The organism is Geothrix paludis (genome assembly GCF_022808815.1).
Classification (GTDB): domain Bacteria; phylum Acidobacteriota; class Holophagae; order Holophagales; family Holophagaceae; genus Geothrix; species Geothrix paludis.
This window is the reverse complement of record NZ_JAKZLC010000007.1, coordinates 59,798-86,214: the sequence shown is the minus strand read 5'-3', so window position 1 is coordinate 86,214 and position 26,417 is coordinate 59,798. Positions and strand designations below refer to the sequence as shown.

The window sequence follows — 26,417 nt, the reverse complement described above, 5'->3', positions numbered from 1 at the left end:
CGTGCGCCTCGACGCCTTCCTCAAGAAGAGCCTGCTCATCAAGCGGCGCGAGCTGGCCAACCAGCTCTGCGACGAGGGCATGGTGCGCGTGAACAACGTGCCCCGGAAGGCCAGCCACGAGGTCAAGGTCCAGGACGAGCTGGAGTTCCCCCTGTACAACCGCGTGCTGAAGGTGCGGGTGCTGAGCCTGCCCGAGGGCAACGTGAAGAAGGCCGACCAGTGGTCGCTCTTCGAGGTGCTGGAGGACAAGCGGTTGCCCCTGGACCTGGGCTACGGCGACGAGGACCCCTTTTCCTCCCCATCCAAGCCGCCGCGCAGTCATTGACAGCCGCTGTCGCATCGGCCGCCCGAGCCTGATGGGACAGAAGGAGAACCGATGTCCGACCAGCCGATCCTCCGGAGCCTGAAAGAAGGCGGGGTTTTCCAAGGTTTCCTCCTGGCCCAGGAGGCCGTCTACAAGGTGAGCGCCAAGGGCAGCGAGTACCTGGAGCTCAAGCTTTCGGACGCCTCCGGTGACCTCAAGGCCTTCCTCTGGGACGTGCGGGCCATCGAAGGCGACATGGACGCGGTGCAACCCGACGCCTTCCTCTGGGTGAAGGGCGCCGTGACCAGCTACAACGGGCGTCTCCAGATGAAGCTGGACAAGGTGCGCTTCGCGGCGGACGCGGAGGTGGGCGACTTCTCCCGCTTCTTCCCCGTCAGCGCCCGCCCCGTGCCGGAGATGCTGGCCGAGCTGGACGCGCTTATCGCCTCCGTGGAAGACCCCTGGATCCGCCGCCTGCTGGAGGCGCTGTTCGTGGCCGACGCCGACCTGCGGGCGGCCTTCGCCCAGGCCCCGGCCGCCAAGTCCATGCACCACGTGTTCCTGGGCGGCCTCCTGGAGCACACCCTGTCCGTGGCCGGCATGGCCGACCGGGCCTGCGGCCACTACCGGGCCTTGAACCGGGACCTGGTGCAGGCGGGGGTCCTGCTCCATGACGTGGGCAAGACGGCGGAATTGAGCTACCAGCGCAGCTTCGGCTATACGGACGCGGGCAACCTCCTGGGCCACATCGCCCTGGAAACCGACTGGATCAACCGGGCGGTGGGCAAGATCCCCGGATTTCCCGAGGACCTCCGCCTGCAGATCCTGCACATCGTCCTCTCCCACCATGGCCGGCTGGAATTCGGCTCCCCCGTGCTGCCCAAGACCCCGGAGGCCCTGCTGGTCCACTACCTGGACGACCTGGACGGCAAGCTGGAGGTGATGCTCCGGGTCGCGCAGGACGAGTCGGACAGCGGGTCCTGGAGCCCCTACCACCGGGCCCTGGACCGCATGGTCTACCGGCGGCGGTGGCCCAAGGTGGACGCCGTCGAAAAGTGAACGATACGGTAAATCGACCGGCCACTTCTGGACACATTTGAACGGATTTGCCGTCCTGTGGGCAGGTCTAGCTCGGCAGAAGGTGAAAGGAAGTCCTGCCTATTCAGATGATGTGCTAAACCTGCCCTGATCGCGACGCTCTGGCACGCCTCTGGCCCTATCGGAAGATCCCACCCTTCCGAGGTGCGCCATGAAGCTGTCCCGCAAGGCCAAACGCTACGACGAATCCGTGCTGCCCGGCGAGTTCCAGGGCTTCGTGCCCTTCCGCCAGGCCGATGCGGAGATGGACAGCACCCTGGAGGGGTTCCTCCGCCGGGACGACGGCGGCGTGCAGCTGGGCGAAATGGTCCTGGAGTGCCACGCGCCCAAGCGCCTCAGCTTCGCCAAGCTGAAGACGAAGGCCGAGATGCTCTCCGAGAAGGTGGACTACCTGAAGGAGCGCCTGGAGATCGTGGACCACGACCGTCGGGGGATGTACATCCAGCTTCGCAGCCTGCCGCCCTACAAGGACGACACCCAGATCCAGTTCAACGAGATCAGCCTCGGCAAGAACAAGGTGGTGGTGAAGCGCATCGCCTTCTTCCGCAAGGAGGAGGTGAAGCAGCAGGTGCCCCTCAACCTCTCCGAGCTGGAGCTCAAGCGCCTCCTGTTCGATATTCGACAGGCCATTGCGTAGGGAGCTATCAGCTGTCAGCTCTCAGCTTTCAGTGAACGGGGCGCCGAAGGGCGCCCCGTTTTATTGGCTGATAGCCGTGCGAAGCCGTGGCCAACCTGGGTGTGATGCTCTGCTGGACGGGTGCCCGGCTCGGAACGCGGCACTGCCGCGCCCCTCGCCACCCGTCACAGCATCGCCATCCAGCTCCCCGATTCCCCCCGGACCGGGTTCTCGGGCAGGTCGCTCTCCTTGAACAGGAAGTGGTTGCTGTTCCAGCTGCCGCAGCTGTCGCAGCGGTCCACGTAGTCCTGGGTCTTGTGGCCGCAGACGGCGCACTCGAAGCGGAACTTGAGGACACCCAGGTTCCGCAGCAGCTGGCGGTACTCGTTGAGGGCGGCGTCCAGGCGCGCGCGCCGGCTGTGGATCTTGGCCATGAAGAAGAACAGGATGGGGCTGTAGACCACCTGGCTGCGCACCTCCTGGAACAGGTCCAGGGCCTCGTCCAGGATCTCCAGGCGGTAGAGCATCTTGCCCAGGAAGAACTTGGCGGTGGTGGCGTGCTTGGAGGTGGCGGCCACCTTGCGCATGAGGGCGAGGCCATCCTCGGGGCGGCCGAGCTGGATGAAGTAGTCCTCGATCTCCTGCAGGAAGGTGCCTTCGCCGGTCTTGCGGAAGCCCTCCAGCCAGATCTCCAGACCCTGGGCCTCCTGGTCCTGGAGGATCATGCAGCGTCCGAGGCTGAGGTAGGCGGGCACGAAGTCCGGCTCGTCCTTGATGACCTGCTGGAAGATCTGGGCGGCATCCTTGAACTGGTCCGCCTCGACCTTGGCCAGGCCGGCCTGGTAGGCCAGGGCCGCGCCCTGGGCCTTCTCGCCCTGGGTGAGCTCGGCGGGGAAGTTCGCCTGCAGCCTCTTGTGGGTCTCCACCGCCTCATCCCAGCGCTGGGCATCCATGTGGATGGCCCGCATGCGCCGCAGGGCGCGCAGGGCCTTCTTGGGGTCGTCGGAGGCCAGCTTCTTGAGGACGCCCAGGGCCGCCTCGGGATTCCGCACAGCCATCAGGGCCTCGGCCAGCTGGTAGCGGGCCTCGACGTGATCGTGATCCTCCTCGCAGAGGGCCCGGAAGAGTGTCACGGCCTCTTCGGGGTGGCCCGTCTTCAGGAGCACCTCGCCCATCAGCATGCGGGCCGGCACGTGTTCCTTGCGCTGCTCCAGGATGCCCTCCAGGATCGTCTTCGCCTCGCGCGGCAGGCCGTGGGCCACGAGGTCGCGGGCATCCTGCACGCGCTCCGAGATCCGCTTCACCAGGCGGGTGTCGGCGGATTCGCTCAGGCCGCGGATCAGGCGCACCAGCTCCATGATGCCGGTGTAGAGCACGTTCAGCAGGAACCCCAGCAGGAAGGCCAGGAGGATCACGCTCTGGATCTTGATGTCCTCGCCGAAGATGACGACTTCGCGCACCAGCAGGTCGTGGTTCGTGAGGTACAGGTTGCCCAGCACGAAGAGCACGAAGGCCAGGAGCACGAAGAAGAACACGTTCACAAGACGCATGGGCCGACCTCGAAAGCTGGGCCTAGCATGACATGACAGGCTTCAGTCTTCAGTCTTCAGTCTTCAGTCCTCAGTCTTCAGTCTTCAGTCCTTGGTCTTCGGCAGCCTTGTCCACCCACTCCTTCGCCGCTTTGAGGTCCTCCCAGACAGCGCGGCGCACGTCCTGGGTGTACTGGCGCAGCACGTAGGCGGGGTGGAAGGTGGGCATGACGGGGATCTCGCGGCCCGCGATCCGCACGCGCTTCCACTGGCCCCGCACCTTCGTGATGCCCTCGCCGACACCCACCAGTTCCCGCAGGGGGGTGGCGCCCAGGGTGACGATGACGGCGGGCTGGATCAGCTCGATCTGGCGGTGCAGGTAGCCCAGGCAGGCCCGGGCCTCCTCGGGGGCGGGCGTGCGGTTGTCGGGGGGGCGGCACTTCACCACGTTGGCGATGTAGGTGTCCTCGCGCTTCAACCCGATGGCGCCGATCATCTTGTCCAGCAGCTCGCCGGCCTTGCCCACGAAGGGGCGGCCCTGCAGGTCCTCGTCCCGGCCGGGGCCCTCGCCCACGAACATGAGCCGGGCCTCGGGGTCGCCTTCGCCGAATACGAACTTCAGGCGCCCCGGGCCCAGGGGGCAGGCCAGGCAGCCCTGGACGGCCCGCTCCAGGTCGGCCAGGGTGGCTGCGGCGGCCACGGCCTCCGGGGGCGGGCAGCCGATGGGGTCCGTGGGGCGGACGTAGGCCGTGGGTGGGGCGGACGAGGGGCGTGGCGGGACCGGCCGCTGGGCCACCGGGTTCGAGGCCGGTCTCAAGCCCAGGCGCAGGTCTGCCGGACGGGGACCGGGGGGTGCGGGGATCGGCTCCGGGGCGGCCATCGGCTCTCGGACAAGGCCCATCACCCCCAGGTCCTCCAGGGTGTCGCGCCAGGCTTGGAGCGGGTGGTCGGTCACCCTTCCAGCCTAGCCCGGAACCTCGCCTCGGGTTCGGGCATCCTAGGGTGTCGGAGCCCCGCATGGAGCAGTCCCCCCAGGAAACCCCGTTCGGCAGCGAGGAGGCCTTCCACGGCGCCTTCGCGGAGCTCTATCCCCGGCTGGTGAGCTACGCCCGCCGCTACGGGGCGGTCTTTCCCGAGGACATCGCCCAGGAGGCCTTCGTCATCCTCATGCAGCGGGAGGAGCGCGTGGAACACCCCACCGCCTTCCTGTATGGCACCGTCCGCACCCTGTCCCTCACCGAGCGCCGCCCCATGAAGAACCAGAACCTCAGCCTGGAGGCTGTATCCGAGCCCGGCCTGGCCGGCGGCGCGGACGACCTGGTGCTGAACCAGGAAGTCCGGGAGCGGATGCGCCTGCTTTCTCCCACCTTCCGCGAGGCCCTGTGGCTCTTCGTGGTCGAGGGGCTGTCCATCCGGGAGATCGCGGACATCCTCGGCATTCCCGAGGCCACCGTGAAGACCCGCATCCACCGGGCCAAGGCCCAACTCAAAGATCAGCTCAACCCCTCTGGAGGCGTGCATGTCCTGGTCTGATCCCGCCCGGCGTTTCGAACCCGCCGAGGATGTCCAGTTGCGGGCGGAGCTCCGCGACCTTCTGGGCCTTGGGCCCGTCATCGCCAGCGCCCCCGCGGCCCCCACGGCCGAGCTGACCGCCCTGGCCAGCGACCTGCGCCGGGAGGCCCAGCGCCGCCGTCGCACCGAGCGCAAGCGGCCCACCTGGGGCCTGCTGGCCGCTGCGGCTCTGCCCCTGCTGGCCGTCCTGACCGGCCTGGGCGCCTGGGGCTTCCAGCAGAAGCAGCGGGCCGACGGCTTGGCCGTCCAGGCCCAGCGCCAGGAGCAGGAGCTCACCCGCATGGCCGCCGCCCACGCCGCCGAGGTGGCCAAGGAACGCCAGGCGAAGGAAGAAGTTCAGCAGCAGCTTCAGTTGGCCTCGAAGCAGGGGGGCCGGAAGACTGAACCCTACCTGGTCATCCCCGTGGAGAAGCCCCTGAAGTTCCAGGGCGACGACTACCAGCGTGTGAAGGCCAAGCCCTAGCCGGAGTCGCAATACTGAGTCGATGGGAATGGGGAAAGAGAAGAGCCGGCTTTGCCGGCTCTTCTCTTGGGAGTCCGGGGGGTTTCGCGAAGCGAGGGACCCCCGGAGAGCATCAACCTGCCTGGCTGTGATTCGCCGGGGTCCAGCCCCGCTCGTTCAGGAGCTTCACGCCCTGGATGCGGGTGAGCCGGAAGGCCATCTCCTCCTGGTGGAGGTGGCAGAAGGCCAGCAGGTGGTCCTCCTGGATGGTGCGGGGTGATACCCGCCGCAGCTGCGTGCGGTGGGCGGCCGGGGGCAGGTAGGTCAGCTCCACCATGAGCGTATGGCCGGCCGCGTACTCGAGGATGCGCTGCACCTCCTCGGCCAGCTGGTCCTCGCCCCCCAGGTGCAGCATGGGGATGCGGCGCTGGACCTCCTGGTAGAGGGCCGGGTCCTCGTCGTGGAGCTTCTGGAGGGCCGAGCGCACCATCTGCTGCACGGGCTCCAGGTGGTGGTTCATGCCCTTCTCGTCCACGAAGGCCAGGGCCGCCAGGGCCCACAGGTAGAACTTCTCGTCCCCATCCACGCTCAGGGCCAGGAAGCGGCCGGGCTTGGGCATGAAGCCCGCCTGCTTGAGCAGGGCATGGGCGTTGCCGTCGCCGCGCACCTCGAGCACCGTGTCGGACAGCGAGGCCAGCTTGAGCGGGGCCAGCTCGGGCCGCAGCTTCAGCTCGTCCGCCAAGTGGGCCGTGCGTGCCCGCACGAGGCGCACGCCCTGGTGCACCTCCACCTCGCCCACGCGGCGGGAGAGATCCTCCAGCAGCTGGAGCAGGGGCTGGGGCAGGGTCTGGGTGGAGGCGCCCAGGCGGCGGCCCAGCTCCTCCAGCGGCACGCCGGCATCCAGGGCGCGCACCAGGGTGGCGTGGGCCACCCGGAAGGTGCCCATGGCGTCCAGGGCCTCCACGTCCGCCAGCTGGGCCAGCTGGAGCAGGCGGTGGGGATTCTGGAGCAGGGGTGTGAGGAGCTCCAGGGTGGGCTGGAGGATCATGGGCTGATCGATCTCCAGCGGCTGCCAGTGGGCGGCGGTGCCCTTGAGGTCGCGCAGCAGGTACTCGTGGGCGAGGGCCTCGCCGTGCTCCGTGAGTTTCAGGTGCGCGAAGCCCTCGTCGCCCTGGATGATGCCCATGCGCCCCAGGAAGGGCAGGAACACCGCGCGGGTGCGCTCCTCGTCCAGGGGGTGGAGGGTCTTGAGGAAGGCGAGGAAGGGCTGGACCGCGAGGGCCTGGCCCCGACGCTCCAGCAGGTGCTGCATGAGGAAGTGGCGGTCCTCCGCCGGGGGCATGCCCCAGGCCTTGAGGTCGTGCTCCAGGAGGCTGGCGAAGGCGCGCTCGGCCACCCAGCGGGGCGGATGGCTGGTCACCGCGGGCAGCAGGGTCTCCACGCGGCCCTCGCGGCTCCACAGCAGGCCCAGGCGATGCAGCAGGGTGAAGAGCAGCGTGGCGTCCTGCTCCTCGTGCAGCATGGCGTTGCGCTGCATGAGCTGGCCTAGCTCCTTCTTGGCGGGAAGCCCGCCCTTCAGCACGCGCAGGCCCGCCACGCAGCGCAGCAGCACGCTGGTGAGGGCCAGGGAGAACCGGAACGGCTCCGCGGGTCGAAGCTTCACGCCCTCCGGGGCCTGGAAGTTCAGGGCACCGTCGTCGAAGTCGTCCAGGGCGTCGGCCACGCGCTCGGCCACGGCCCAGTCCCCGCCATCGGGAAGGATCAGCCCGAGGGCGTGGAGGGACTCGACCACGGGCGGGGCCGGCATGACGCCCTCGCCCGCTAGATGTTTGAGGGCCACCAGGGAGCCGCTGTCCAGGTCCGCGAGGGTGTCCGCCAGGCGCTTGTGATCCTCCAGGTGGAACACCATGGTCTTGAGCAGCCGCACGCGGCCCTCGGCCTCATCCTCCCAGCGGAGGGGGATGGGCAGGCGGCGTCGCTCACAGATGGTCCTGAGCTGCTCATCCGAGCAGTTCGAGAGGAGCTGGTAGTGGGTAAGCGCCATGGACACCTGAATACAGATGATCCTCCAGTGTCCCACGGAACCCTTGCACGCTCACGCGGAAAAAATGTCCGCCACGCTGGATGGTTTTCCCGCGTGAGCGCAGACGCCCTATTCGGGGGCCTTGAGATGGAGCGTCCGCCCCGCCACGCCATCGCTGAGGACCAGATCGAACCGCTTCGACCGGCTCGCGAATGTCTGGCGGCCTCCCGAGAGGATGGCGACGACTTCGCCGGAATCCGCGTCCCGGACCAGGAGGGCCGGATGGACCGACACATCCCAGGTGACCTGCACCTTCCCGTCCTGCAGGCGCTGGAACTCGGGCGCCGGCGCCTCGGCGGACGTGGTGCGGAGGCTTGCGAGGGTCTTGCCTTCCTTCACCATCCGCAACCCGGTGATGGCGTCCAGGGTGGCCGCTTCGAGCGGCAGCGCCATGACGAAGTGGCGCTCCCGGCCCTTGGGCCAGCAGCCGAGATCCATCAGCGCCACGGGCGTGGTGAAGACCGTCTGGTTCTTCCGATCCACGCATTCCAGCGCGTAGTCCCCCGAGCGGGGCGCGAGGGTGGGAAGCGACCGGGTGCGGAAGGCCGGGAGGAGGTCGACCTGCCCGTCCGCGTGGACGATCCCCCGGACGATGAGGCACTCGCGGGCCGTGGACTGGGCCTGGAGAAGCGGGGCGTCCTCGTCGGTGCTCCTGATGAGGCCGCCTGGGCCGCTCCTGAAGTCGAGGATCTTCTTGTAGACGTAGTCGCTAACCCAGTTGGGCGAGCAGTAGCCCATGATGTCCTTGTAGGTCGCCGGGGCCTTCAGTAGGCCCGCCGTGGTGTCGTAGCCCCAGACGCCGATGGCCCCGCCCGCATAGGGGTAGTCCGGATCGGCGTCGGCGGCACTGCCGCAGGGGCTGTGGTGGCGGCCCATGTTGTGGCCGGTCTCGTGGGCGAACACCTCGGGGAAGTTGCCCCCATCCTGGTAGCCGGTCTTGTCCCACCCGATGGCGGTGCGGTACTGGAAGGGGCTGCCTGCGTAGGGCACCCACCCGACGCCGGCCGTGCCGGAGCCGTAGGTGACGTCCAGGGCGCCGAAGTAGTAGCGGTCGCTGACGCCATCGGCCAGGTGCTTGGCCGTGAGCTCGCTGAGCAGCGTGTTCCAGCCGGTGCCGTCGGAGCCGAGGGTCACCGAGGACGTGAAGGTGGCGCCCACGGCGACGTCCACGCCGGCCACGGGATACATCTTGGCGAGCCGGGCAACCCAGGCTCCCTTGTTGGCTTCGGTGATGTTCCCGGTGCCCGTGGAAAGCGCGACCGGGAAGATGGTGGTCCGGAAGATGGGGACGGCGATCCCGCTGAAGCTGCGCACCTGCGTGTTGTTGGATTTGTCGGCTTCCGGGATGGCGCCGATCGGGTCCACCTCGGCGCTGATCAGGTAGACACCGTTGGGTCCCGCGGTGGTGAGGTCCGTCCCCGGAACGACCAGGTTCCAGCTGGAGGTGAGGCTGGATTCATCCAGCGTGGCGGGGACGCTGGACCGGGTGGACGCGACGACTTTCGGATAGCCCGGGACGGGCACCGCGTTGTTGTCCATGATCGAGATCTTCACGGAGGGGGCCGCGGTGTTGGCCTGGTTGGCCAGCACGAAGACCCGGATGAGGGCATCCTTCCCGGCCACGATGGGGACGGATCCGTTCAGGTCCTGCGTGCTCTGGGTAAGTTGCACGTTCTTCACGTGGAGGTCGAGGGTGGTGCTGGCGGTGTTGACCGTGAAGGGCCGCGTCGCCGTTCCGCCCGGGGTGCTGATGACCAGGTTGCCGCTCGTGGCTCCGGCAGGGACCGTGAACGTGACCTGGGCGGGGCTGAGGCTGGTGGGCTGAATGGCCTGGCCGTTCAAGGTCAGCGTGGTGCCCGGATAGCCCAGGTAGCTGCCCGTGAGGACCACCGGCGTTCCGACCGGGCCCTGGGTCGGGTTCATGCTGGTGATGGCCGGCGCGCCGTAGATCACGGAGAAGGGCTGGGCGGAGGCGCCCGTGCCCTGGGCGCTGGCGATGAGGATGGGCGCGCTCCCGACGGCGGCATTGGTCGGCACCGCGGCGGCCAGGCTCGTCCCGTCCGTGAGCGTCGGGATCACGCTGGCGCCCCCGATGGACACGCCCGTCACGCCGAAGAAGTTCATGCCCGAGATCTGGACCGTGGCTTCTCCGGGGACGCCGGAGGTGGGCGTGAAGCCGGAGATGATGGGGGCGAGATCCGCGCCCGGCGCCTCGATATCGACCACGACGTCGTCCAGGAGGAAGCTGGTGGCCCGCTGGGAATCCTCCTGGCTCCTGAAGGACAGGCGGAGGATCCGGCCCTTGTAGGGGAGCAGATCCACGGTATAGGCCTTGTAGTCGGACGCGTCCAGGTTGGATTTGGTGAGCAGGGTTCCCAGCAAGCCGCCCGAGGCATCCAGCGCCTCCACGTAGACGTAGTCCTTGGCCCCGCCCGCGCTCGGCTCGGCCGTGACGATCTTCAGGTAGAAGGTGGCAGTGGCGCTCAGGGCTGTCGCCGGGACATAGAAATCCTGGGTGATCTGATCCGATTGCACGGACCCGTATCCGCCCAGCCATGAGAACTGGGTGCCGCCGTGGGGCACCACCTCGGGCTGGCTGCTCGACGCGCCCTGGATGGTGCCGGTGTCCCCCTTCCAGATGATGGGGGAGGCCTGCTCGAAGCCCGTGTTCATGAGCACCTGGACTTTGCTGCTCAGGGCGTACGAGGTGGCGGAGGTGGCGGTGCCGCCGGGGGTGGTCACCGTCAGGAAGCCCGCGGAGAGGCCGGAAGGCGCGGTGGCCCAGATCTGGCTATCGCTGCTGACCGTGAAGGCGGCGGCGTCCACGCCGTTGAACTGGACCCGGGAGGCGCCCACGAAGTGCGCACCCGTCAACGTCACCACCGTGCCCGCCTGGAGGCCGGAGGGCGTGAACGACGTGATGGTGGGGGCCTGGAACGCGTCGACCGTGAAGGTCGACGACGTGGCGGAGCCGTTGGCCGTGGTGATCTTGATGGTTCCGGTCGTCGCATCGTCGGGCACCACCGCATCGATCTCGGCGGCGCTCACCACCTGGTAGGAAAACGCAGGGTGGCCATTGAAGGAGACGGCCGTGGCGCCCAGGAGGTTGGCGCCGGAGAGGGCCACCGTGGTTCCGGGGCTGCCATGGCTGGGCGTGACGCCGCTGATGGATGGTCCCGGCGGCGGCGGGGTGGATGAGCCGCCCCCGCCTCCGCAGGCCAGGAAGATGGCCAGGGCCAGGAAGCAGGTGCATCGGGCGAGCAGGTCCATGGCGGCTCCGGAACCACGGTCTCGCGGATCCGCGATGGCTGGATCCGGGAGAACCCTGGGGCGATTCGATTACTGCGTATGTTGATGCATGAGGCATCTATGATACACGCAGGCCGGAACGTGGGCCTCAGGTCCATCTACTGGGCGGCGAGGGTCCCCACGGTCACGGCGATGGGGGCCACGATGGCTCCGGTCCCGTCGATCACCTGGCACTTGGAGCTGTCGGCGCCGAGGGAGACGGCTCCCGGGGGCTGGGAGGCCCGGAGGTCCAGGGCCACCCGCAGCAGGGGGGCGTTCAGTGAGACCGGGCTGGCGGTGCCCTTCTGCGCCGCGGTGACCTGGAGGGTCCCGCCAGAGACTTTGCCCTTGAGGATCTGGGACGCGGCTCCGAGGTTGAAGGCCGTTCCGTTCTGGACGAAGGTGTTGGCGGGGTCGCCGGCGGCGACATTGGCCCAGGCCACCCGGGTGGCATCCGCGGTGAACGTGGTCGTGACGCCGGTGCCCGTGGTGGACGAGGGTCCCACCAGGTCGAGCACGAGGTGGGTGGCGGTGGAGAGGGCCGCGTTCTTCTTGAGCAGGTAGGTGCCGGTGGTCGGATCCGTGTAGGCCAGGCTGGTGGCCGTGGTCGGTGCGGAGGATCCACCGCCTCCACCCCCGCCGCAGGCGAGTAGGGCCATCAGCGCCAAGGCGGCGGAACCGGAGAGGAGCTTGGTCATCGGGATCATGGGCTTCTCCATCACAGACCGCCGAGGAGGATCGCGAGGTCCTTGTCATCCACCGTCCCATCGCCATTCAGGTCGCAGGTGGGGTTGGTGGTGCCGTAGAACTTGGCGAAGAAGAGCAGGTCCCGCAGATCCACCACGCCGTCGCCGTTCAGATCCAGGGACTTCACCGTGACGGATGCGGTCCCGGAAGTGGTGCCCGGCCAGATGCTGGCGGCGGTGATGGTGTAGGTCCCGGCAGCGGCGGGAGCCGTGTAGACTCCGCCGGCCGTGATGGTTCCTCCGCTGGCGGACCAGCTGACCCCCTGGCTCGGGGCGTTCGTCACCGTCGCCGAGAAGGTTGCCGTGCCGCCCGCCAGGAGGGATGCCGTGGCGGGGGAAACGGATACGGTGACGGAGGCGGGGTTGTAGACCGACACGGTGGCGGAGGCAGAGGCCGAGGGAGCTTCGTTGCTCGCGGCAGTGACCGTGTAGACTCCCGGCGTGGCCGGGGCCGTGTAGGTGGCGGCGCTGCCGCTGGCGGTCTGGGTGGGGCTGACCCCGCCGCCTCCGGCGGACACGGTCCAGTTCACCTTGTTGTCGGCGGTGTAGTTGGTCACGGTGGCGGTGAAGGTCGTGCTGGTGGAGGGGTTCACCGTGGCCGTGGTCCTGTCCAGCGACACGCTGACCTGGGCGGTCTGCAACTCCCACACCCCGCGCCCGAAGGTGGCCGCACGGAGGAAGCTGTCATCCGGGGCGATGTAGAGGTCGCGGGTGGCGACCAGGGGCAGGTTGCTGCCGAACCGGCTCCAGGTGGCGCCTCCATCGCTGGTCACGTAGACGCCGAAATCCGTGCCCACGTAGACCTTGTTGGCCACCAGGGGATCGGCCTTCACCACGTGGACCGGGATGCCGAAGGGGAAGCCGTTGCTGGCGGTTGGGCTGCCGTCGATGGCCGTCCAGCTGCCGCCGCCGTTGATGCTCTTCCACAGGTGGTTGGCGGTGCTGGTGGGGGCCACCGATCCCACGTACACCGTGGTGGGGGTGGTGCGGTCGAACTCGATGCAGCTGAGGTAGGAGGCGCTTCCCGGAAGGGTTCCGCCCTTGGTCCAGGAGCTGCCGCCGCTGGACGTCAGGTAGACCCGCGACTGGTTGGCCGCGATGCCAAGGGTGTTCGGATCGCTGGCGGAGGCCGCCAGATTGCGGATGAACAACTCCGGGTTGGTAGTATTGGTGGTGGTGGAGGACGTGTCCAGCGGCGCCGGAAGGCCGCCGGTGCCAATGTCCACCCAGCTGGCTCCGAAGCTGGTGCTCAGGTAGATCTTCCCGTTGGTGGAGGTGTAGACCGCGGCCGGCCTGGCCGCGTCGCCGGGCACCAGTTTGGGGGCGAAGGGCGCGAGGTCCTTGTTTTTCGCCTCGACGATGCCCGAGATGGACTCGCTGAAGGAGCCGCCCCCGTTGGTGCTCCGGTAGATGTCGGTGTAGTAGATGCTGCCGAGCACCTGGGTGCCGTCTCCCGGATGGAAGAGGGTGGCGAACCCGTCGCCGCCGATCTCATCCTCGAAGGTCCCCTCCGTCCCGGTGAGGGTGCCGCCGGACACCGCCGGCTGGCGCAGGCGCGTTCCGTTGTCCTGCATGCCCAGGGAGATCCGCCACTTTGAATCCGAGGGGCTGAGGGCGGCGGTGGAACCCACGTTGTAGACCAGGTGCGAGGCCAGACCCTTGTTGCGCCGGTTGTCGAGGAAGGAAGTGTCGAAGGAGATGGTGGGGATGGTCACCCGGAAGGGGTCCCGCACCACGGCCAGGCCCCCGTCGTTGCCCACGTAGAGCGTGGCCCCATTGGGCGACCAGGCGGTGGCGTGGAAGTCCGCGTGGGCGTAGACGTGGCCGCTGCCGAACCAGTGGGTCAGCTGGACCCAGCTCAGGCCGCCATCCACCGAGCGGTAGAGGGCGAGGTTGGCCCCCACGAAAACCCGCAGCGGGTTGTTGGGATCCACCGCCAGCCCGTGGTTGTACCAGCCCTGCCCGCCGTCGCCGGACATCTGGGGACCCGTGCCCTGGAAGAGGCCGCCGCTCACGGTGGGGGCCGCCAGCCAGGTCCAGGTCGCGCCCTTGTCGACGCTCTTGAGGACGCCCCGGGCCATGGTGGTGCTGCTGCTGTTCGTGGTGTCCTCGAGGATGGCGTAGGCCGTCGTGCCGTCCCCCGCGGCCCGGATGGTGATCCGGCCGGGGGTGAAGGTAAGGCTGGGCAGGGTGGCCGGGGTCCAGGAGGCGCCGGCATTGGTGGAGTAGTGGATGTTGGCGGTGCTGGTGGTGCCGCTGGTCACCTCTACGGAGCAGAGGAGATCGGTGGCCGTTACCTTCTGCAGGGACCAGACCTGCCCGGTGGCGGGACCCCCGGTGGCCGCGACAAAGGTGGATCCCCCGTCAGTGGAGATCCGGAGGCCGGCGTTCGTCGCCCAGAGGACCCGGTTGGCGTCCAGGGGCAGGATGGCGTAGGAGCGGGTGGCGGTGCCGAGGCTGCTCAGGGGGGCGGCGGTCCAGGTGGCGCCGCCGTCCGTGGTCTTGAAGAAGCCGCGACCTTCGGCATCGAAGAAGTCGCCGGCCCCCATGTAGAGGGTGTTCGGGTCCACGGGGCTCATGGCCAGGGCGCCCACGGAGACGTTGCCCCCGCTGCTGCTGGTGGGGAGGGCGTCCGTGACCGAGTACCAGGTCCAGTCTGTGGTGGAGGCCGGATCCGCGTTGTCGCAGCGGAACACGCCGCCGCCGCTGGTGGCCAGGTAGAGGGTGGGGGCCGTCGGATGGGCCACGATGGCCACGGGGCGCCCGCTGTCGATGTCGGGCGTGGTGCTGGTGAGCTGCGAGAAGGGGCCCAGGTTCGTCCAGACGCCTCCGATGCCGGCCGGCCCGGTCGCCAGGGCCGAGGGAAGTGTGCCGGCGAGCGGCTGGGCGAGCGGCTGGATCAACGGCTGGGCGAGCGGGCCCGCACCCTGGAGGCGCCGCGGCGCCCAGAGGCGGGTCTGCTGCTCGGCGAGCTGGTTCTTGTAGTCCAGATAGGCCGGGCTGGCCTTTCCGCCGAACCAGAAGAGGTTCCACTCCCGGCGCAGGTCCGCCCGGTCGTGTCCGCCGAGGGCGTGGGGGCTCCGGCGGTAGGGCAGGTCCAGGCGCCGCTGGCCGGGGTTCCCCTCCTGGGCGGCGAGTTCCGAGACGGAAGCCGATAACAGGAGGAGAGCGAGGAACTTGGTCGCCCGGTGGTTCATGGCGTCTCCAGGATGGATCCCCCGGGGCCGGAATGGAAACGAGGTCGGGGGCCTAGGGGATCCCAAACTATACGACAGTCAAAGGCCCGCGCCAGTTGGCTTTTGGTAAGTCCGCCAAGGTCTTCTCCGCTGCCTCACGTTGACCCTGCCGCCCGGGGCCCCTAGGCTGGAGGTTTGGGTCTGCCGCCACCGTGATCGCCCTCCGTCCCGACAATCCCCTGATCGTCCAGAGCGATCGCACCCTGCTGCTCGAGGTGGCCCACCCCGCCTTCGAGCAGGTGCGCGACGAGCTGGCGCGGTTCGCGGAGCTGGTGAAGAGCCCCGAGCACATCCACACCTACCGCATCACCCCGCTGAGCCTGTGGAATGCCTCGGCCTCCGGCGTGGCCTGCCAGGACATGATCGAGACGCTGAACACCTGGTCCAAGTACCCGGTACCCCAGAACCTGCTGCAGGAGATCGAGGACCACGGCACGAGATACGGCAAGCTGCGCCTGGTGGCCAAGGGGGACCGCCTGGCCCTGGAGATGGACGACCGGGGCCTCTTCTGGGAGCTGGAGAACCAGAAGTCGCTGCAGGGGATGCTGGCGGAACCCTACCCGGACGAGAAAGGCATCTTCCTCCAGACGGGCATGCGCGGCGAGGCCAAGCTCCAGCTCATCCGCCTGGGTCATCCCGTGCAGGACATGGCCGGCTACAAGCCCGGCGACCCTCTGCCCTTCGAGCTGTCGCCCATCACCAAGCAGAACGGCAAGCCCTTCGGCCTGCGGCACTACCAGCAGGCGGCCGTGGATGTCTTCCACGCCGGGGGCGGGCCTGACGGCGGCGCCGGCGTGCTGGTCCTCCCTTGCGGTGCGGGCAAGACCGTCATCGGCATCGGCTGCATGGGCAGCCTGCAGACCCACACGCTGGTGCTCACCACCAACGGCACCGCCGTGAAGCAGTGGAAGCAGGAGCTGCTGGACAAGACCAGCCTCACGGAGGATCAGGTGGGCCTCTACACGGGCGACACCAAGGAGATCAAGCCCGTCACCATCGCCACCTACCAGATCCTCACCTATCGCAAGAGCAAGACCGGCCCCTTCGAGCACTTCAAGCTCTTCGAGGCCGCGAACTGGGGCCTGGTGATCTACGACGAGGTGCACATGCTGCCCGCGCCGGTGTTCCGGGCCGTGGCGGAGCTCCAGGCCAAGCGGCGCCTGGGCCTCACGGCCACCCTGGTGCGCGAGGACGGCAAGGAGGAGGACGTCTTCAGCCTCATCGGGCCGAAGCGCGTGGACGTGCCCTGGAAGATGCTGGAGAAGGACGGCTTCATCGCCACGGCCCACTGCCTGGAGATCCGCGTCCCCCTGCCCACGGACGAGCGCATGGAATACGCCGTGGCGGACCAGCGCCAGCGCTTCCGCATCGCGTCCGAGAACAGCCTCAAGCTGGCCGTCATGGACGAGTTGCTGGCGGGCCATCCCAACGACAGCATCCTCGTCATCGGCCAGTACCTGGAGCAGCTCCGCATCATCGGCGAGCGCCTGAACGCGCCGGTGCTCACGGGCCAGACGCCGGAGAAGGAGCGGGAGGTGCTGTTCCGCCGGTTCCGCGAGGGGGACCTCCGCGTGCTCATCGTGAGCAAGGTGGCCAACTTCGCCATCGACCTGCCGGACGCCTCCGTGGCCATCCAGGTGAGCGGCACCTTCGGCTCCCGGCAGGAGGAAGCCCAGCGGCTGGGCCGCATCCTGCGCCCCAAGGGCGACCGCAACGTGAGCTACTTCTACTCCCTCATCAGCCGCGACACCACCGAGCAGGAGTTCGCGCGGAACCGCCAACTCTTTCTCACCGAGCAGGGCTACCGCTACCTGATCGAGAGCCGCCACTTCGACGAAACGGGGCGGCTGAGCGAGCCCGCCGTGTGGAAGCGGTTGTTAGAAGAAACCGCAGGCTGAAGCTGGATTGAAAAAACTCACGCGAAGCGCGCGGAGGATGGCGGAGGCACGGGGAGAGAATGCGTTCATTCTCCGTGTTCTCTGATTTCTCGGCGATCTCTGCGAGGGTGGTTCTGTTTTTGCCTTACTGCCACAGTTCTGGGTGCAGTAGCGACTGCGCGCCCAGCCACCGGTCCAGGGGCCAGGCGATGAGTGCCGCGAGGAGGCCCGCCAGCACGTCGTCCGCCACCACCCCCCAGCCGCCGGGCAGGTGCTGGGCGCGGTCCACGGCTCCCGGTTTCCAGACGTCGAAGAGGCGGAAGAGCAGGAAGGGCGCCACCAGCCGTGCCGCCCAGAGGGTCCAGGGCTGCGGTTGGAGCGTGCTGGTGAAGAGCAGGGGCGTCAGGGCGATCCAGACGCCAGCCCATTCATCGGCCACGACGAACGAGGGATCCTTCTGGCCGGTCTCCTGCACCACGCCATCCGCCGCCCACACGGCCATCAGGGTGAGGGCCAGGGGCGCCGCGAGGAGCATCCAGGACGGGAGGGCCCAGCCGCGGACGATCCACACCAGCAGGAGCCAGGCGGCCAGCCCCGCCAGGCTGCCCCAGGTGCCTGGCGCCGGCTTCAGATACCCGCTGCCGAAGCCCGTGGCCAGCCACCAGGCGGGGCGAGGGGCCTTCCTTCCTGAGGACTGGGGACTGAGGCCTGAGGCCTGTTTCTCAAACATGTCTCAATGCCTCCACGATGCGGAGCTTCGCGGCCTTGAGGCCGGGGAACAGGGCGCTCACCTGGAGCGTGGCCTGGAGGCCCAGGGCCACCGCGAGATAGACGCCGGGCACGAGGTGGATGTCCAGCTCATAGCCGTGGCTGGTGCCCGGCGGGGCGGGCATCTGGAGGTGCAGGGCATTGAGGCCGGCCCGCAGCAGCAGGGTGGCCGCCAGGCCCAGGGCGCTGCCGAAGAGGCCCAGGAAGGCGCCCTCCCACTGGAGCAGGGCCAGCAGCTGGCCGGGCCGGAGGCCCATGGCCCGCAGCACGCCGAACTCGCGGACGCGCTCCATGACGGACATGAGCAGCGTGTTGGCCGTGGCCAGCAGCACCACCAGGAAGAGCACCAGGCCCATGAAGCCGAAGATGGCGTAGTAGAGCAGCTTCACCTGCCGGTAGAAGGAGGCCAGCTCGAACCAGGGCTTCACCGTGGTTTCGGGCAGCAGGGTCTGGAGCCGCGCCTGCTCGGCGGCCGTGTCGCCGGGGTGCTTGAGCACGACGGAGAGCCGCGAGCGGGCCGGCCCGGCGTCCAGCAGCTGTCCCGCGGTGGCGAGGCCCACGGTGAGGACCCGGTCATTCAGCTCCTTCAGGCCCTGGTCCTGGAGGCCGACGACCTCCACATCCACGGCGTTGAGCGCGCCGTCCTTGGTGGTGGACATGAGGGTGAGCAGGCTACCCACGGAGGCCCCCAGGCTCCGGGCCAGGCCCGTGCCGAGGATCACCTCGCGGGCGGCCGGATCCGTGGACAGCCATCGCGAGCCCGCGCCGCCGCGGGCCTTGGCCCCATCCTTCAGGGAATCAAGGCAGGCCATGTGCTTCGGCTCCAGGGCCGGGTCCACGGCGGTGCCCAGGAAGGCCACGCTCTTTGGGCCGCTGCTGAGCAGGCCCATGAAGTGGATGCGGGGGAGCACCTCGGCCACGGCGGAATCCTGCCGGAGCCGCGCCGCCAGGGCTTCGCCTTCGGGCAGGGCCTTCTCCAGGCTCTGGGCCTCGTCGCCCTCCATGGCGCCGGGGGCCATCACCTGAAGGTGGCCCAAGCCACCGCGGATGGCGCCATCGGCGAGGCCCTGGAAGGTCTGGGCCATGAAGCCCCCGGCCAGGCTCAGGGCCAGGAAGCCCGCCACCACCACCATGAGCGTCAGCGCCGTGCGCCGCCGCTGGCGCAGCAGGTTCCGCAGGGCGAGGCGCGGGAGGATCACCGGTGCTCCTCCTCGATGAGCCGCCCGTCGGCCAGGCGGAAGACATGATCGGCGCGGGCGATGACGGCGGGATCATGGCTGGCCACCAGGAAGGTGGCGCCCCGCTCGGTGGCCAGCTCGGCCATGAGGTCCATGAGGGGGCCGCCGTGGGCGTGATCGAGGCTGGCCGTGGGCTCGTCCGCCAGCACCAGGAGGGGATCAGGCGCCAGGGCGCGGGCGATGGCGGCGCGCTGCTGCTGGCCGCCGCTCAGCTGGCCGGGGCGATGGTGCAGGCGGTCGGAAAGCCCGACGCGCTCGAGGGCCGCCTCGGCCCGGCGGCGGGCCTCGTTCTCGGGCAGGCCCTGGAGCTGCAGGGGCAGCATGGCGTTCTCCAGGGCCGTGAGGACGGGCACCAGGTTGAAGGCCTGGAACACGAAGCCCAGCCGGCCCAGGCGGAGGCCGCAGCGTTCGCGCTCAGAGAGACTGGACACCTCCTGTCCATCCAGGAGGACGGCGCCCTCGTCGGGCTGGTCCAGGAGGCCCGCCAGCTGGAGCAGGGTGGTCTTGCCGCTGCCGCTGGGGCCCGCCAGCACTGCCAGACAGCCCTTCGGCACCGCCAGCGACACGCCGAACACGCCGGCACGCTCGCCGCCGAGTTCGTAGGCGCGGGTGACCTCCCTGAATTCCAGCATCCGCCCAGTGTAGGCGATCCTAAAACTGCATGGCGTAGGCCAGCTTGGCGAACACGCCCCGCTCCACCATGCGCTCGGTGGGCAGGATGGCGAGGGGATCGCGCCGCCGCTGGCCCGACCAGCCCACATAGGCGTTGGTGAAGGCGTTGGGCTGCCAGCCCAGAAAGGCCTTGAGGAACTTGTCCACGCCATCGATCTCCGAGCCGTCGTACCGCACCACGAACGCCTGGGTCTTCAGGTAGAAGGCGCTCGGCATCTGGTAGGTGGCCGTGAGGGCCAGCTTCCGCGCGCGCACGAGCTGCAGGCCGTCGGATTCGCGGTCCAGCTCGGTCTTCTGGGTGGAGAGGTTGTAGGAGACGTCCCCGATCGCGCCGTGGGAACTGAAGCTGAGGGTGTGGATGCGCGCCGGGGCCCCCGAGGCCAGGTCGATGGTGCGTCCGCGGACGGCCCGCAGCAGCATCTGGGCCCAGATCAGCTTCTTCCAGCTCAGGGCCGTGTCGAAGTTGCGGGTGGCGTTGGAGGTCACCTCATCATCCGCCCAGGTGCGCCCCGCGATGTCCCAGTCCAGGCTCCAGGCCCAGCGGTCGGCGGTCTCCACAAAGGTGCTCAGGCCCACGGCGCGGTCGAAGGGATTCCCGTCCCACCACACGAGGCGCCGGGCGCGCAGGAAGAGGTTTGCCTGGGAGAGCTTTCCCCCGTTCCAGTTGCTCTGCCACCCGAAGGTCCCGTTCTGCTGGCGGTAGCCCCGGAGGTCGGTGAAGCCCGAGACCAGCACCAGTCCGGGGCTCGTGGTCTGGCTGACGGCGGTGGCGAACCAATGGCGCGTGTTCCAGTCCAGCTCGGCGGAGGTGGAGGTGCCGCGCTGGGAGAGGAGGCTGCCATCCGCCTGGGGAAGGTGCGAGGTGGCGGCCATGGCGCTGCCGATGAAATGGAATTCGGAGCCCAGGTACTGATCCAGGTAGAGGCCGCCGCTCTGGCCGCCGATCAGTCCGCCGACGGCGTCCGGTCCGCCCATCAGGCGCTTGTCCGTGCCGAGGAAGGACAGGCCCGAGCCGCGCCCGTCCAATTGGAAACGCAGCGCCGCCGCCGTGTCCTGGGTGGGCAGGCCCTCGACGCCCTGGGCACCGTTGGCGCTCAGCATGAGGCCGCCGTCCTCGTCCTTGGCGTGCAGCATGGTCCAGCTGGCCAGCGAGCCCTGGCCCGAGGCCTTCAGGCCGTAGAGGGGGCTCTGGATGGAGCGGCTGAAGAACTGCCGCTGGGCCGCCGGAGGGGAAAGCAGATCCATGCCCTCCAGGAAGAAGGGGCGGCGCTCGGGGTAGAACACCTTGAAGCGGCTGTTGATCTGGAGCGGGTCCACGTCCGCGTCCGCCGTGGCGAAGTCGGGCCGGTAGGTGCCTTCGAAGGTGAGGGCGGTGGTGGTGTAGCGGACATCCATGCCCAAGCGGGCTTTGGATTCCACGGGCGCGGCTGGGTCGGTCTCCAGCGACTGGGAGCGGGTGTAGGTGGCGAAGGGGATCACCAGGAAGGGCGAGCCGGGCTTGTCCACCGGGGCGCCGGAGACCCGGGCCATCTGGCAGATGTCGCACTGCACGTCCTTGCTCATGCGCGGCCAGGAGATGCCGTAGCGCCGCTCCCGGGGAATGATGCGCAGGATGCGGAAGGCCCAGTCGCCGGGCCGCCGGCGCAGGCTGCTGTAGGGGATGCGCATCTTCACGACGTAGCCGTCCGGCGTCAGCACGCCGGTGGAATCCCAGAGGCAGTCGTAGGAGGCGTTCTCGCCGGTGCTGTCCGTCATGATCTCGTCGATCTGGCCGCCCAGGGGCGTCACGAAGAAGCGGGCGATGCTCTGGCCCTTGCCGGAGGGGTCGAGATCGACCCCCACAAAGTCGAAGTCGCCGTTATTGGTGTCGCGCATGTGGCGGGCGGCATGGATCTTCGAGGGCTCGGGATCCTTCGCCTCCACGGCCACGTAGAGCGCGTCCGGACCCCAGCCCACGTGGACGATGGTGGGCCAGCGGTTCTCGCCCTGGTCGTCCGGCATGATCATGCCGAACTCCGTGATCACCAGGGCCTCCTTCCAGGTGGAGAGGTCCGCGTCTCGGGTCATGGACGGCGCCTGGGCCAGCCGGGGGATGGCCAGGTGCAGCGGGTTGGGTACCTGGGAAGCCAGGATGGGCAGGCAGACGAGGGCCAAAGCCGGATGGCGCATGAAAGATCCCCGAAACGGTTCCTATGGCCTACGAGGGACTTCGGAGATCCGTTTAGAACCTTTGGCCTGAACCCCTGGGGCTCAGCGCTTGGCGGGGGCCGGCGCGGTCGCGGGCTTGGCGGCCTTGCCCCGGGGATCATCGGGCTTGGGACCGATGGCCTTGACGTCCTTGCCCTTGGGATCGTCCGGCTTGGGACCGATGGCCTTGACGTTCTTCCCCTTGGGATCATCCGGCTTGGGACCGATGGCCTTGACGTTCTTCCCCTTGGGATCATCCGGCTTGGGGCCAATGGCCTTGGCGTCCTTGGCTCGGGGATCGTCGGGCTTGGGGCCGATCGCCTTGGCCTTGGCCGGGGTCTGGGCGGGCAGCGGGGCGGCCTGGAGCGCAGCGGCCACGATCAGGCCGAGGTGGAGGACGGAAGCCAGAAGGGCGGGAGGACGCATGGAAGCTCCTGGGCGGATGGGTCGGGAGGTCGAGCCCCAGGTTAACCGCATCCGATCCGGACCTTCGTCAGGTTCGTTTCCGGGCGAGGAACGACTGCTCGTAGGCCGCCGTGCTGGCTTCGAGACCGCCCTCTTCCACCTCGCCGATGAGGTCGTAGGCGTGGGCCTTCACGATGCGCACCTTCTGGATGGTGTTCACCTGCGGCGTCCCGTTCACCAGCAGCACGTTGCCGTCGATGTCCGGAGCCTGACCCTGGTGGCGGCCCTTCACGATGAGGTCCGTCTCCTCGTGGGCGCCCTCCACCAGCACGTCGATGACCTGGCCAACCTTCTCCTGGTTCTTCTCACGGGCGATCTTCTGCTGTAGCTCGAGGAGGCGGCGCTTGCGGGCCTCCTTCGTGCGCTTGGGCACGGGGTCGCCCAGATCGTGCGCCGTGGTGCCCTCCTCGGGGCTGTAGGTGAAGACGCCCACATGGTCGAAGCGGGCCTCCTTCACGAAGGCCTTCAATTCCTCGAAGGCCCCCTCGTCCTCGCCGGGGAAGCCCACGATGAAGTTCGAGCGGATGGCGATGCCCGGCACGATGCGGCGCACCTTTTCGATCAGCTTCAGGAACTGGGCCCGGCCGCCGCCCCGGGCCATGGCCTTGAGGATGGCGGCGTCCGCGTGCTGCAGGGGCATGTCCAGGTAGCGGGCGCAGTTCGGTGTCTCGGCGATGGCGTGGAGCAGGCCGTCCGTCAGGCGGTTCGGGTAGGCGTAGTGGATGCGGAACCAGCGCAGGCCCTCCACCTTCCCCAGGGCACGCACCAGCTTCTCCAGGGCGTCCGGATCGCCGAAGTCGCGCCCGTAGTCCGTGGTGTCCTGGCCCACGAGGCTGATCTCCAGCACGCCCTGGGCCACGAGGTTCCTCGTCTCGGTCACCACACTCTCGATGCTGCGGCTGCGCTGGGCGCCCCGGAGCTGGGGGATGACGCAGAAGGCGCAGGCGTGGTCGCAGCCCTCGCTGATCTTGAGGTAGGCGCTGGCCTTGGGGGTGGTGAGCATCCGGGGGCTGGCCTCGGTGTAGAGGTAATCGGGATTGGGATCCAGCTCGTAGGCCGCGCCCGCGCCGATGACTTCGGCGATCTGCTCGATGTCCCGGGTGCCCAGGCAGGCGTCGATCTCGGGCATCTCGGTCATGAGCTCGTCGCGGTAGCGCTCCACCAGGCAGCCGGCCACGATGAGCTTCTCGCAGGCACCCTCTTTCTTCATGGACGCGGCCTGGAGGATGGCCTCGACGCTCTCCTGCTTGGCGGCGTCGATGAAGCCGCAGGTGTTCACCACCAGCACCTGGGCCTCCTCCAGCACGGGGGTGATCTGGTAGCCCTTCAGGCGCAGGTGGCCCAGCATGACTTCCGAATCCACCAGGTTCTTGGGGCAGCCCAGGGACATGAAACCGACTTTGGTCAACGGACCTCCATCCACCATCAAGTGGAACCTCATAGATTACCGCGAAGCGCCGATAGGGTCAGCAGCCCCGTGCTAGACTCGGCCTTCCCCCCGGTTTCCATATGAAGCTCACCCTCCAGGTTGACGGCGCCCTGCATCCCGTAACGCTCACGGAAGAAGGCGTGACCCTGGGCCGGGGCGACCAGGCCACCATCCGCATCCAGGCCAATGCGGTCAGCCGGGTCCACGCCCGGATCTTCCTCAAGGATGGCCAGCCCCACGTCATGGACATGAAGTCCCTGAACGGCACCACGCTCAACGGGGTGGTCCTGGCCGAGCCGGCGCCCCTGCATCCGGGGGATACGGTGCTTCTGGGCGAAGCCGTGGTGCGCTGGATGCCCGAGCCCGTGCCGGGATCTCCGACGCAGGGCCTGAACTTGGCGGGCCGGACCGCGGCCCCGAAAATCTCCCTCGAGGACCGGGCCTTCGATGCCTCGGGCTCGATCCTGGTGCCTCACGCCAGCCTGGAGGCCATGCTGGCCCAGGCCGGCGGCCAGCACCCCGCGGGCGATGCCGTGACCCTGTTCCAGCGTCTGGCCAGCATGGCGGGCACCCTGCTGCGGGCCGCGGGCCTGGCGGAGCTGCTCGAGTCCGTGATGGGCCTGGTGACGGCCCAGATCCCCTGCCAGCGGGGCTTCATCCTGCTGGCGGATGCCAATGGCGAGCTGGTGCCCGAGCTGGTCTGGGAGGAGCAGGCGGGCCAGAACGCCAACCCCATCAGCCGCACCATCGCCCGCACGGCCATGAAGGACCGGGTGGCCATCCTCACCACCGACGCCCGGATGGACCCCCGCTTCAGCGCCGGCGAGAGCATCAAGATCCATGGCATCACCTCGGCCCTCTGCGCGCCCCTCATCGTGGAGAACCAGTCCCTGGGGGTGATCTACCTGGAGACGAGCCTCAGCAAGGGCGGCTTCAAGCGGGAGGACGAGCACCTGCTCAGCGCCATGGCCAACTTCGCCGCCGTGGGCATCCAGCGCGAGCGGGAGGCCAAGTTCCGCCAGCGCCTGGAGCGGTACCACAGCCCGGCCGTGGTGGACCAGATCCTCAAGTCCAGCCAGAACAAGGAGGCTCCAGCCCTCCAGGCCCAGCGCTGCCAGATCAGCGTGCTCTTCGCCGACATCTCCGGCTTCACCCGCATGAGCGAGGGCATGGAGCCGCTCGTGCTGGCGGGCATCCTCAACCGCACCTTCGAGGCCATGACGGACCAGATCTTCAGCCGGGGGGGCACCCTCGACAAGTACATCGGCGACGCCATCATGGCCTTCTTCGGCGCGCCCAACCCCGACCCCGACCATGCCCGCCACGCCGTGGAGGCCGCCGCGGCCATGCAGGAGACCCTGCGGACCCTGAACGAAGCCCGGCCCGAGGGCTACCCTGAGTTGAAGATGCGCATCGGCATCAACAGCGGCGAGGCCTTCGCGGGCGACATTGGCTGCGAGAAACGCATGGACTACACCGTCATGGGCAGCACCGTGAACTTGGCCTCCCGCCTGGAGAGCGGTGTGGCCAAGCCCGGCCAGATCGTCATCGGCCCACGCACGGCCGAGCTGGTGGGCGCGGCCCGCCTGCGCCAGTTGGAGGGTTTCCAGCTCAAGGGCATCGAGCATGAGGTGCGTCCCTTCGAGGTGGTCTGGGAAGAGGACCGGCCGACGGCCGCCTACGGAGGATGAGCAGGGGGCCTGTTCAGGCGTCCCCCGCCGCGCGGGCCACCCGGGATCTTGTATCCGACCCGGGAGGCCTCTAAGCTCTGGACTGATCCCCTTCCCCCCATGTTCCGGCCGTATCCCGATCCGGGTTCCGCCATCTCCAGGAGGCTCCATGTCTCATACCGATTCCAATGCCTTGGCCGCGATGCTCGGCGGCGGCTGCCTGATCTTCGGGCTGCTCATCGCCGCAGTGGGCCTCGCCATCGCGATCTTCTACATCCTCACGATGCAGAAGGCCCTCAATCTCGCCGGCGAGCGCCACCAGAAGATGAAGCCGGCCATGGTCTGGCTCATGCTCATCCCGCTGTTCAACCTGGTGTGGCACTTCTTCGTCGTGAAGAACGTCTCGGACTCCATCAAGAGCTGGGCAGCGGAAAACGGCAAGAACGTGGAAGACGCCGGCTACACCATTGGCCTGGTCGCCTGCATCGCGAACTGCTGCGGCCTGATCCCGATCCTGAACCTCCTCGCGGGCCCCGTCGCCCTGGTGTGCCTCGTCATCTGGTGGGTCAAGGTCGCCGGCTTCAACAAGCTGATGAGCGGCATGGCCTGAGGCTTCTCCCCGCACGAAAAGGCGGCGCCCCGGCGCCGCTTTTTCGTACGGGGACGGGTCATTCCTTGACGAAGTCCTTCCACAGCATCGACGGCTGGATGCCGGAGTTGCGCTGGTACTTGCCGGATTCGTAGCTGTCGTACTCGCCGCTGACGGTGTGGTAGAAGATCTGGCAGATGCCCACGCCGGCGTAGATGCGCACGGGCTGGATGCAGCTGATCTCCAGGGTCCAGAAGCCGCAGAATCCGATGTCGCCGAAGCCGGCGGTGACGTGCACGAAGAGGCCCAGGCGCCCCACGCTGCTGCGCCCCTCCAGCATGGGCACCATGCCGTGGGTCTCCGTGTATTCCAGCGTGCGGCCCAGGTAGAGCGTGCCGGGCTGGAGCAGCAGGCCCTCCGCGGGGATCTTCAGGAACTCGATGCCGTTGGGCTTGGCCATGTCGAGCTCGCGCTCAGTGTAGACGGCCAGGTCATCTCCCAGGCGCAGGTTGTAGCTGTTGGGATTCAGCTGGCGGTCGGACCAGGGATCGATGCGGATCTTCCCCTGGTTCCGGGCCTCGAGGATCTGCTTGCCGGTGAGGATCACC

General features: G+C 68.5%; 21 protein-coding genes. 8 read left to right on the top strand and 13 right to left on the bottom strand.

All coding sequences use genetic code 11. From position 1 onward, the window contains the following. Window position 1 precedes the first annotated feature (1 nt). From MLE64_RS15320 to MLE64_RS15310, 3 genes are all read left to right on the top strand, one after another. Complete coding sequence (locus MLE64_RS15320; protein WP_243294742.1) at window positions 2–325, top strand: RNA-binding S4 domain-containing protein; 324 nt, start codon at window positions 2–4, stop codon at window positions 323–325. Window positions 326–376: 51 nt separating this feature from the next. Then, window positions 377–1,363: a 3'-5' exoribonuclease YhaM family protein gene (locus tag MLE64_RS15315; protein ID WP_243319071.1), complete on the top strand. Its 987-nt coding sequence runs from the start codon at window positions 377–379 to the stop codon at window positions 1,361–1,363. Window positions 1,364–1,553: 190 nt separating this feature from the next. After that, a complete protein-coding gene (locus tag MLE64_RS15310) occupies window positions 1,554–2,039 on the top strand; it encodes a hypothetical protein (protein WP_243294744.1) in 486 nt (161 codons plus the stop codon). Window positions 2,040–2,203: 164 nt separating this feature from the next. Here the strand turns inward: MLE64_RS15310 and MLE64_RS15305 are convergent, their stop codons facing one another. Both MLE64_RS15305 and MLE64_RS15300 read right to left on the bottom strand, forming a co-directional pair. Beyond that, window positions 2,204–3,568 (bottom strand): tetratricopeptide repeat protein, encoded by a 1,365-nt coding sequence (locus MLE64_RS15305; protein ID WP_243319069.1) that lies wholly within the window; start codon window positions 3,566–3,568, stop codon window positions 2,204–2,206. Window positions 3,569–3,638: 70 nt separating this feature from the next. Further along, window positions 3,639–4,502 (bottom strand): uracil-DNA glycosylase, encoded by an 864-nt coding sequence (locus MLE64_RS15300; protein WP_243319067.1) that lies wholly within the window; start codon window positions 4,500–4,502, stop codon window positions 3,639–3,641. A gap of 62 nt (window positions 4,503–4,564) precedes the next feature. On the opposite strand from MLE64_RS15300, the gene MLE64_RS15295 reads away from it, so the two are divergent. Both MLE64_RS15295 and MLE64_RS15290 read left to right on the top strand, forming a co-directional pair. Next, the gene (locus MLE64_RS15295; protein ID WP_243287041.1) at window positions 4,565–5,080 is read left to right on the top strand and encodes an RNA polymerase sigma factor; all 516 of its coding nucleotides are present in this window, start codon (window positions 4,565–4,567) and stop codon (window positions 5,078–5,080) included. Beyond that, the gene (locus MLE64_RS15290) at window positions 5,067–5,582 is read left to right on the top strand and encodes a hypothetical protein (RefSeq protein WP_243319065.1); all 516 of its coding nucleotides are present in this window, start codon (window positions 5,067–5,069) and stop codon (window positions 5,580–5,582) included. The genes MLE64_RS15295 and MLE64_RS15290 overlap by 14 nt, the downstream gene beginning before the upstream one ends. A gap of 112 nt (window positions 5,583–5,694) precedes the next feature. Here MLE64_RS15290 and MLE64_RS15285 read toward each other — a convergent pair whose 3' ends face one another. The 4 genes from MLE64_RS15285 to MLE64_RS15270 form a co-directional block, all read right to left on the bottom strand. After that, the gene (locus MLE64_RS15285) at window positions 5,695–7,605 is read right to left on the bottom strand and encodes a helicase-associated domain-containing protein (RefSeq protein WP_243319064.1); all 1,911 of its coding nucleotides are present in this window, start codon (window positions 7,603–7,605) and stop codon (window positions 5,695–5,697) included. Window positions 7,606–7,713: 108 nt separating this feature from the next. Further along, window positions 7,714–10,914, bottom strand: coding sequence for an IPT/TIG domain-containing protein (locus tag MLE64_RS15280; RefSeq protein ID WP_243319062.1), 3,201 nt, complete (start codon window positions 10,912–10,914; stop codon window positions 7,714–7,716). A gap of 137 nt (window positions 10,915–11,051) precedes the next feature. Continuing rightward, window positions 11,052–11,639: a hypothetical protein gene (locus tag MLE64_RS15275; protein WP_243319060.1), complete on the bottom strand. Its 588-nt coding sequence runs from the start codon at window positions 11,637–11,639 to the stop codon at window positions 11,052–11,054. A gap of 11 nt (window positions 11,640–11,650) precedes the next feature. After that, entirely contained in the window at window positions 11,651–14,875 is a 3,225-nt protein-coding gene (locus MLE64_RS15270; protein ID WP_243319058.1) for a dockerin type I domain-containing protein, read from the bottom strand. Window positions 14,876–15,066: 191 nt separating this feature from the next. Between MLE64_RS15270 and MLE64_RS15265 the strand changes: the two genes are divergently transcribed. After that, entirely contained in the window at window positions 15,067–16,812 is a 1,746-nt protein-coding gene (locus MLE64_RS15265; RefSeq protein WP_243319056.1) for a DNA repair helicase XPB, read from the top strand. 124 nt (window positions 16,813–16,936) lie between these two features. Here MLE64_RS15265 and MLE64_RS15260 read toward each other — a convergent pair whose 3' ends face one another. From MLE64_RS15260 to rimO, 6 genes are all read right to left on the bottom strand, one after another. Then, window positions 16,937–17,521, bottom strand: a complete 585-nt coding sequence (locus tag MLE64_RS15260; protein WP_243319054.1) for a phosphatidylglycerophosphatase A family protein — start codon at window positions 17,519–17,521, stop codon at window positions 16,937–16,939. After that, entirely contained in the window at window positions 17,514–18,758 is a 1,245-nt protein-coding gene (locus MLE64_RS15990) for an ABC transporter permease (protein WP_243319052.1), read from the bottom strand. Before MLE64_RS15990 ends, MLE64_RS15260 begins: the two co-directional genes overlap by 8 nt. Beyond that, the gene (locus MLE64_RS15250; protein ID WP_243319050.1) at window positions 18,755–19,429 is read right to left on the bottom strand and encodes an ABC transporter ATP-binding protein; all 675 of its coding nucleotides are present in this window, start codon (window positions 19,427–19,429) and stop codon (window positions 18,755–18,757) included. The genes MLE64_RS15990 and MLE64_RS15250 overlap by 4 nt, the downstream gene beginning before the upstream one ends. A 19-nt stretch (window positions 19,430–19,448) precedes the next feature. Beyond that, a complete protein-coding gene (locus MLE64_RS15245; protein ID WP_243319048.1) occupies window positions 19,449–21,638 on the bottom strand; it encodes a DUF5916 domain-containing protein in 2,190 nt (729 codons plus the stop codon). A gap of 81 nt (window positions 21,639–21,719) precedes the next feature. Beyond that, entirely contained in the window at window positions 21,720–22,082 is a 363-nt protein-coding gene (locus tag MLE64_RS15240) for a hypothetical protein (RefSeq protein ID WP_243319046.1), read from the bottom strand. A 67-nt stretch (window positions 22,083–22,149) separates the two neighbouring features. Further along, entirely contained in the window at window positions 22,150–23,529 is a 1,380-nt protein-coding gene (gene rimO, locus MLE64_RS15235) for a 30S ribosomal protein S12 methylthiotransferase RimO (RefSeq protein WP_243319045.1), read from the bottom strand. Between the two features lie 101 nt (window positions 23,530–23,630). Here rimO and MLE64_RS15230 point away from each other — a divergent pair, with 101 nt between their 5' ends. Beyond that, on the top strand, window positions 23,631–25,241 hold the full coding sequence (locus MLE64_RS15230; protein WP_243319043.1) for an adenylate/guanylate cyclase domain-containing protein: 1,611 nt from the start codon (window positions 23,631–23,633) through the stop codon (window positions 25,239–25,241). Between the two features lie 148 nt (window positions 25,242–25,389). Next, a complete protein-coding gene (locus tag MLE64_RS15225; protein ID WP_243319042.1) occupies window positions 25,390–25,830 on the top strand; it encodes a hypothetical protein in 441 nt (146 codons plus the stop codon). Window positions 25,831–25,888: 58 nt separating this feature from the next. Here the strand turns inward: MLE64_RS15225 and dcd are convergent, their stop codons facing one another. After that, entirely contained in the window at window positions 25,889–26,416 is a 528-nt protein-coding gene (gene dcd / locus MLE64_RS15220) for a dCTP deaminase (protein WP_243294760.1), read from the bottom strand. Between the last annotated feature and the right edge of the window lies 1 nt (window position 26,417).